The organism is Streptomyces sp. NPDC058291 (genome assembly GCF_042880855.1).
Classification (GTDB): domain Bacteria; phylum Actinomycetota; class Actinomycetes; order Streptomycetales; family Streptomycetaceae; genus Streptomyces.
Map to the genome: position 1 here is coordinate 95,851 of NZ_JBHVYK010000020.1, position 6,602 is coordinate 102,452.

Here is a 6,602-nt window from a genome sequence, read left to right on the forward strand (position 1 = left end):
GTCTACGCCGACGCGCGGCGTACCAGGCGGGTCGGGACGATCGCCGTGGGCGGCCGCGCCGTGCTCTCCCGCAGGAGCAGCCGGGCCATCAGCCGGCCCATCTCGGGTACGTCCTGGTGGACGGTGGTCAGGGGCGGGTCGGTCGCCTCGGCGATGGAGACGAGGTCGTCGAAGCCGACGACGGCGACGTCGCGCGGCACGTCGCGTCCGCGCTCGCGCAGGACCCGCAGGGCGCCGGACGCCATGAGGTCGGAGGCGACGAAGACGGCGTCCAGGTCGGGGCGGCGGTCCAGGAGGGCGGCCATGGCGTCGGCTCCGCCCTCCCGGGTGTAGTCGGCCCGTTCGACGAGGTCGGCCGGGGCGTCGGGCAGGACGTCCCGGTAGCCGGCGAGCCGGTCGGCGGCGGAGTTCTCCTGGTCGTGGGGGCCGGTGACGGTGGCGATGCGGGTGCGTCCGAGGGAGACGAGGTGACGGACGGCCTGGCGGGCGCCGCCGCGGTTGTCGCCGTCGACGTAGGCGTGGCCGGGCACGGTGTCGCCGTCGGGCAGGAGGGGTCGGCCGCCGAAGACGGCGGGCAGGCCGAGGCGGCCGGTCATCTCGTGCAGCCGGTCGCCGGGGCGCAGGCTGAACAGGATCGCGCCGTCGACGTGGCCGCCGCCGAGGTAGTCGGCCACCCGGGCGTAGTCGTCGGGTTCGTCGACGAACAGCAGGACGGCCTGGGCGCCGCGCAGCGCGAGTTCGCGGCGGATGCCGCGCAGCAGGAGGTCGAAGAAGGGGTCGAGGAAGAGCCGGTTCTCGGGCTGGGCGGCGACCACGGCGACGGCGCCGGTGCGGTGGGTGACCAGTTGCCGGGCGGCCTGGTTGGGGACGTAGCCGAGCTCGGAGACGACGCGGCGGACCCGGTCGACGACCTCCGCCCGCACCCGGGCCTCCCCGTTGATCACCCGCGAGACGGTGGACTTGGAGACGCCCGACCGGCGGGCGACGTCGTCGAGCGTGGGGCGGCGTGCGTGCGAGCGTTGCGTCAACACCATCTCCGTGGGGGCGAGTCGTGTGCACCTTGCGGAGACGTTATCCGGCGCGGGGGCGGGTCAGACGACAGGTTTTCCTGTCAGTTCCACGCCCGCGGCGCGGAGTTCGGCCAGGGCCCGGTCGGTGGTCTCCTCGGCGACGCCGGCGGTCAGCTCCAGCAGGACCTGGGTGCGGAAGCCCTCGCGGGCCGCGTCCAGGGCGGTGGCGCGCACGCAGTGGTCGGTGGCGATGCCGACGACGTCCACCTCGTCGATCCGGTGGGCCCGGAGCCAGTCGCCGAGCGTGACCCCGTTCTCGTCGGCGCCCTCGAAGCCGCTGTAGGCGGCCGCGTAGGCGCCCTTGCTGAAGACGGCGTCGACGGCGCCGGAGGCGACGGCCGGGGCGAAGTTGGGGTGGAAGCCGACGCCCTCGGTGCCGGCGACGCAGTGGGCGGGCCAGGAGTGGACGTAGTCGGGGTTGTCGGCGAAGTGGCCGCCGGGCGCGATGTGGTGGTCGCGGGTGGCCACGACGTGCCGGTATCCGGCGGGGGCCTGCCCGATCAGCTCGGTGATCGCGGCGGCCACGTCGGCGCCGCCGGTCACCGCGAGGCTGCCCCCCTCGCAGAAGTCGTTCTGCACGTCTACGACGATCAAGGCGCGGCGCATGGGCGGTGTCCTTCGGTGGGGGTCTCCGGGCTGTTGCGAGCCCGGGGAAGGTGAAGTGATCGAGCCTGGAGACTTTGCCGGTCGTGCGGGAGGGGGCGGCGCCCGGCGGTCGCCGGGCACACGCCCTAGCTACCCGACCCGTCGTGGACATACTCCGTGGGGATGACGGGTTCGCCGCGGGAGAGCTGGGTGGCGGACAGGGGGAGGCCGGCGCGGGCGGCGGTGTGCCGGTCGCGGGCGACGTCCAGGGGTTCGCGGGCGACGACGGCGCCGCCCTTGACGAGTTCGACGAGCAGCAGGCGGTCGGCGAGTTCGGCGGGCACGGCCCCGGTGCCGACGACCTCGGCCTCGGCGACGCCGTGGGCGTCCAGCCGGCGTGCCGCCCACTTGCGGCCGCCGACGGAGGTCTTGCCGCCGGAGGACTTCTTCGCCACCGGAACGAGCGGCGCCTCGGGGTCGTCGGACTCGGCGCGGGCGACCAGTTTGTAGACCATGGACGCCGTCGGGTGTCCGGAGCCGGTGACCAGCTGGGTGCCGACGCCGTAGGCGTCCACTGGGGCGGCGGCCAGCGAGGCGATGGCGTATTCGTCGAGGTCGGAGGTGACGATGATGCGGGTGTCGGTCGCGCCGAGCTCGTCGAGCTGCCGGCGGACCCGGTGGGCGACGAGGAGGAGGTCGCCGGAGTCGATGCGGACGGCGCCGAGCTCGGGGCCGGCCACCTCCACGGCCGTCCGGACGGCCTCGGTGACGTCGTAGGTGTCCACGAGGAGGGTGGTGCCCCGGCCCAGGGACGCGACCTGGGCGCGGAAGGCGTCGCGCTCGTTGTCGTGCAGCAGGGTGAAGGCGTGGGCGCTGGTGCCCACGGTGGGGATGCCGTAGCGGAAGCCGGCGGCCAGGTCGGAGGTGGTGGTGAAGCCGCCGACGTAGGCGGCGCGGGCGGCGGCGACCGCGGCGAGTTCGTGGGTGCGGCGGGCGCCCATCTCGATCAGGGGGCGCTCGCCGGCGGCGGAGGCCATGCGGGAGGCGGCGGCGGCGATGGCGGAGTCGTGGTTGAGGATGGAGAGGATCACGGTCTCCAGCAGGACGCACTCGGCGAAGGAGCCCTCGACGCGCAGGATCGGCGAGCCCGGGAAGTAGACCTCGCCCTCGGGGTAGCCCCAGACGTCACCCGAGAAGCGGTACCGGGCGAGCCAGTCCAGGGTCTCGTCGTCGACGACGTCACGCTCGCGCAGGAAGCGCAGGACGCCGGCGTCGAAGCGGAAGTTCTCCACCGCGTCCAGGACCCGCCCGGTGCCCGCGACGACGCCGTAGCGCCTGCCGTCCGGGAGCCGGCGGGTGAAGACCTCGAACACGCTGCGGCGCTCGGCGGTGCCCGCCTTCAGCGCGGCCTGCAGCATCGTCAGCTCGTACTGGTCCGTGAAGAGCGCCGTCGACGGGACTTCCACCGGCAGCCCAAGGTCCGCTACGTCCACTTGCCTCACCCTGTTCGTGACTCTCCGGCCGCTCCAGCGCGGCCGGGGTCCGGGGGGTGGTCCCCCGGTGTGTGCAGCACGGCACCGGATACTACTCCCTTTTCGTCGGTGTGACGATTTCCCTGCCGCGTGGCAGCATGGGCCTTGTGACGTCACCCGCTCCCCTAGAGATCGAACGCACCGAGTCGGCGCAGGAGGTCTTCGCCGTACCCGAGCCGGACGTCCCCTGGGTCACGATCGTCCACAACGACCCGGTCAACCTCATGAGCTACGTGACGTACGTCTTCCAGACGTATTTCGGGTACTCCAAGGACAAGGCCACCAAGCTCATGATGGACGTCCACCACAAGGGCCGGGCGGTCGTCTCCAGCGGGTCGCGCGAGGAGATGGAACGCGACGTGCAGGCGATGCACGGCTACGGCCTGTGGGCCACCCTCCAGCAGGACCGGAAGTAGCCTTCCCCCCTATGCCTGGACACTTCGAACCGCTCCCCGGCGGCGGCGCGGCCGTCGCGCTCGACGACGTCGAGATCTCCATCATCCGGTCGCTGGCCGTGCAGCTCCTGGAGCTGATCGGCCCCGGCCCCGCCGAGGACGCCTCCGACGACCCGCTCGCCGAGCTCTTCGCCGACGGGCCCAGCGAGCCGCCCTCCGACCCGGTCCTCAGACGGCTCTTCCCCGACGCCTACACCGACCCCGAGGGTGCTTCGAGCCCCCAGGGAGCCGACGAGCAGAAGGCGCACTCCGCGGAGTTCCGCCGCTACACCGAGAACGACCTGCGGGCCGGGAAGCGCGACAGCGCCCTCACGGTGATCCGTTCGCTGGACGCGCTGGCCTCGCAGACGGTCGGCGGGGGCGGGGCGGTGCTGAAGCTGTCGCCGCAGGAGTCGCAGGGCTGGCTGCGGGCGCTGAACGACCTGCGGCTCGCGATCGGCTCCCGGCTGGAGATCACCGACGAGGACGACACCGACCTTCTCTACCGGCTGCCGGACGACGATCCCCGCAAGCCGATGGTGATGGCGTACCTGTGGCTGGGCGGACTCCAGGAAACCCTTGTCACGACCCTTTTGCCGTAGTTCGTCCGTCTTCTCGTTCGCTCAGAGGACGCTCAAATCCGGATAACGATCGCATTACCGCGACGGCCGGGAGTGTCCTCTTTGTGCCTCGTTCATCCGCTTCTCCCAGTGTCGTGCGCCACACGGCCGCCGGTTGATCAGTATGGCGGGCGTGATAAATCTTCACGACCGCCCGGCGAACACCACCCGCATGTTCGGCCGGGTGCGCCACCGAGCCGGTTGATCGCCGGCCAGGCATCGCTCCATCAATCCGGGGGGATCGAAACCCGATCCGGGGCCGACGAGAGGCCCGGTTCGGCATGGAGAAAGGCGCACCACACATGACCTCTGAGAAGGTCACTGACACCGCTGTCACTGACACTCCCGAAGAGGGGTACGAACGCGGACTCGGCAGCCGCCAGGTCCAGATGATCGCGATCGGCGGCGCCATCGGCGTCGGGCTCTTCCTGGGCGCCGGCGCGAACATCGCCAAGGCCGGTCCCAGCCTCATCCTGATGTACGCCCTCGCGGGCGGGATCATCTTCTTCATCATGCGGGCGCTGGGCGAGCTGCTGCTCTACCGCCCGGTCTCGGGCTCCTTCGCGGAGTACTCGCGCGAGTTCCTCGGCCCGTTCTTCGGCTACTTCACCGGCTGGACGTACTGGCTGATGTGGGTCGTCACCGGCATGGCCGAGCTGACGGCCGCCGCGATCTACGTCAACTACTGGTTCCCGGCCGTCCCCCAGTGGGTGACCGCGCTGGTCTTCCTGGTGATCCTGTTCGGGGTCAACCTGATCTCCGTGAAGCTCTTCGGCGAGCTGGAGTTCTGGTTCTCCATGGTGAAGGTGACCGCGCTCATCGGCATGATCGTCATCGGCCTGGGCGTGCTGACCTTCGGTTTCAGCAGCGCCGGCGACACGGCCGCCGTCTCCAACCTGTGGGCCTTCGACGGCTTCTTCCCCAAGGGCGTCGGCTCGTCCCTGATGACGCTGCAGGGCGTCATGTTCGCCTACCTCGCGGTCGAGCTGGTCGGCGTCACGGCCGGCGAGTCGCAGAACCCGGAGAAGACGCTCCCGAAGGCGATCAACACGCTGCCCTGGCGCATCGCGCTGTTCTACGTCGGCGCGCTCACGGTCATCCTGTGCGTGGTGAAGTGGACCGAGTTCGCACCGGGCGTCTCCCCGTTCGTCGAGGCGTTCGCGAAGATCGGCATCCCGGCGGGCGCCGGCATCGTCAACTTCGTCGTGCTCACGGCGGCCCTGTCCTCCTGCAACTCGGGCATGTACTCCACCGGCCGCATGCTGCGCAACCTGGCCGACAGCGGCGAGGCCCCCGCGGCCTTCCGCAAGCTGTCGTCGACCAAGACGCCGGCCCTCGGCATCACGGTCTCGGTCCTGTTCATGGGCATCGGCGTGGTCCTGAACTACGTCGTCCCGGAGAAGGCCTTCGGCTACGTCACCTCGGTGGCCACCGCGGCCGGCATCTGGACCTGGCTGATGATCCTGATCAGCCACGTCCTGTACCGCCGCGCGGTCGTCGCGGGCCGGCTGCCCGCGTCCAGCTTCCCGGCCCCGGGCGGCTCCGCGTTCAGCTGGGTGGCCATCGTGTTCCTGCTCTTCGTCACCGGCCTGATCGCCTACGACGCCGACTCGCGCGTGTGCCTGTACGTGATGGCGGGCTGGGCCGCCGCCCTCGGCGTGGGCTGGGCGGTCCTCAAGAGCCGCAACCCGCAGATCACCGACCGGCGCGAGCCGGAGCTCGAGAAGGTCGGCTGACCGGCCGTCGGCCACCCCCGGGACGTCCGGCCGCAGGGAGCACTCGTGGCGCCCCCTGCCGCAGCCGCTCAGGACGTCCGCGATGCGGGCCGTTCCGTACCACCCCTCGGTACGGAACGGCCCCTCTGCTTATCCTGGCGACCATGCTGACCATCACCCGGGCCCTGCACGACCAGATCGTCGCCCACGCCCGCAAGGACCATCCCGACGAGGCCTGCGGCGTGGTCGCGGGCCCGGCGGGCACGGACCGCCCCGAGCGCTTCATCCCGATGCTGAACGCGGCCATGTCCCCCACGTTCTACGAGTTCGACTCGGGCGACCTGCTCAAGCTCTACCGCGAGATGGACGACCGCGACGAGGAGCCGGTGGTCGTCTACCACTCCCACACGGCTACGGAGGCGTACCCGTCCCGCACGGACGTCTCGTACGCGAACGAGCCCGGCGCGCACTACGTCCTGGTCTCCACCGCCGACGCCGACGGCCTCGGCGAGTTCCAGTTCCGCTCGTTCCGCATCGTGGACGGCGTGGTCACGGAGGAGGACGTACGCCTCGTCGAGGCGTACTGAGCGGCCCTAGGTTCTGTCTGACAAATGATCTTGGGTAGGTTCCCGGAGCCAGAGGATGA

At 71.1% G+C, this 6,602-nt stretch carries 7 protein-coding genes; 4 read left to right on the forward strand and 3 right to left on the reverse strand.

Translation table 11 applies throughout. The features are described 5' to 3' along the window. Positions 1 to 2: 2 nt before the first annotated feature. The 3 genes from ACFVYK_RS13360 to ACFVYK_RS13370 all read right to left on the reverse strand — a co-directional run bounded on the left by ACFVYK_RS13360 (position 3) and on the right by ACFVYK_RS13370 (position 3,148). Positions 3 to 1,034, reverse strand: a complete 1,032-nt coding sequence (locus tag ACFVYK_RS13360) for a LacI family DNA-binding transcriptional regulator (protein ID WP_389772548.1) — start codon at positions 1,032 to 1,034, stop codon at positions 3 to 5. 57 nt (positions 1,035 to 1,091) lie between these two features. Continuing rightward, entirely contained in the window at positions 1,092 to 1,676 is a 585-nt protein-coding gene (locus ACFVYK_RS13365; RefSeq protein WP_389772551.1) for a nicotinamidase, read from the reverse strand. Positions 1,677 to 1,801: 125 nt separating this feature from the next. Beyond that, the gene (locus ACFVYK_RS13370; RefSeq protein WP_389772555.1) at positions 1,802 to 3,148 is read right to left on the reverse strand and encodes a nicotinate phosphoribosyltransferase; all 1,347 of its coding nucleotides are present in this window, start codon (positions 3,146 to 3,148) and stop codon (positions 1,802 to 1,804) included. A 137-nt stretch (positions 3,149 to 3,285) separates the two neighbouring features. Between ACFVYK_RS13370 and clpS the strand changes: the two genes are divergently transcribed. The 4 genes from clpS to ACFVYK_RS13390 all read left to right on the forward strand — a co-directional run bounded on the left by clpS (position 3,286) and on the right by ACFVYK_RS13390 (position 6,543). After that, positions 3,286 to 3,603 carry an ATP-dependent Clp protease adapter ClpS gene (clpS, locus tag ACFVYK_RS13375; RefSeq protein ID WP_389772558.1) on the forward strand — a complete coding sequence of 106 codons (318 nt, stop codon included), beginning with the start codon at positions 3,286 to 3,288 and terminating at the stop codon, positions 3,601 to 3,603. An 11-nt stretch (positions 3,604 to 3,614) separates the two neighbouring features. Continuing rightward, positions 3,615 to 4,223 (forward strand): DUF2017 domain-containing protein, encoded by a 609-nt coding sequence (locus ACFVYK_RS13380; protein ID WP_389772561.1) that lies wholly within the window; start codon positions 3,615 to 3,617, stop codon positions 4,221 to 4,223. A 320-nt stretch (positions 4,224 to 4,543) separates the two neighbouring features. Then, positions 4,544 to 5,977 carry an amino acid permease gene (locus tag ACFVYK_RS13385; RefSeq protein ID WP_389772564.1) on the forward strand — a complete coding sequence of 478 codons (1,434 nt, stop codon included), beginning with the start codon at positions 4,544 to 4,546 and terminating at the stop codon, positions 5,975 to 5,977. A gap of 143 nt (positions 5,978 to 6,120) precedes the next feature. Continuing rightward, positions 6,121 to 6,543, forward strand: coding sequence for a Mov34/MPN/PAD-1 family protein (locus ACFVYK_RS13390; protein WP_389772567.1), 423 nt, complete (start codon positions 6,121 to 6,123; stop codon positions 6,541 to 6,543). The last annotated feature ends 59 nt before the right edge of the window (positions 6,544 to 6,602 follow it).